The organism is Pseudoalteromonas sp. MMG022 (assembly GCF_021654245.1).
GTDB lineage: Bacteria > Pseudomonadota > Gammaproteobacteria > Enterobacterales > Alteromonadaceae > Pseudoalteromonas > Pseudoalteromonas amylolytica.
Genome location: NZ_JAKFZQ010000064.1, coordinates 1 through 394, shown reverse-complemented (window position 1 = coordinate 394; position 394 = coordinate 1). Strand labels below are relative to the sequence as shown.

General features: G+C 43.4%; 2 tRNA genes. Both read left to right on the top strand.

Going from position 1 to position 394, the window contains the following annotated elements:
• Positions 1-30: 30 nt before the first annotated feature.
• A tRNA-Ile gene (locus tag L1070_RS20215) sits at positions 31-107 on the top strand.
• A gap of 114 nt (positions 108-221) precedes the next feature.
• Positions 222-297: transfer RNA gene (locus L1070_RS20210), tRNA-Ala, on the top strand.
• Positions 298-394: the final 97 nt, after the last annotated feature.

Here is a 394-nt window from a genome sequence, read left to right as displayed (position 1 = left end):
GATTAGAATTAGAGAACACAAACATTGTTTGGGTCTGTAGCTCAGCTGGTTAGAGCGCACGCCTGATAAGCGTGAGGTCGGTAGTTCAAGTCTACTCAGACCCACCACTTCTTCTCGATGCTGCGTTATAAAGCTCGTCGTTTAGTTGACTAAACGTCCTCACTTTATGCCTTGCCTCAATAGAAGCTTTGGTTACAAATAATGTTACACACCAGTATTGTGGGGCTATAGCTCAGCTGGGAGAGCGCCTGCCTTGCACGCAGGAGGTCAGCAGTTCGATCCTGCTTAGCTCCACCACTTTACTTTTTAAAGATAAACATACTTCAGGTATATCCTGAGTATGAAGTGTGTTTCTCTTTGAGAAGTTAAATTCTCTTGCTCTTTAAAAATTTGG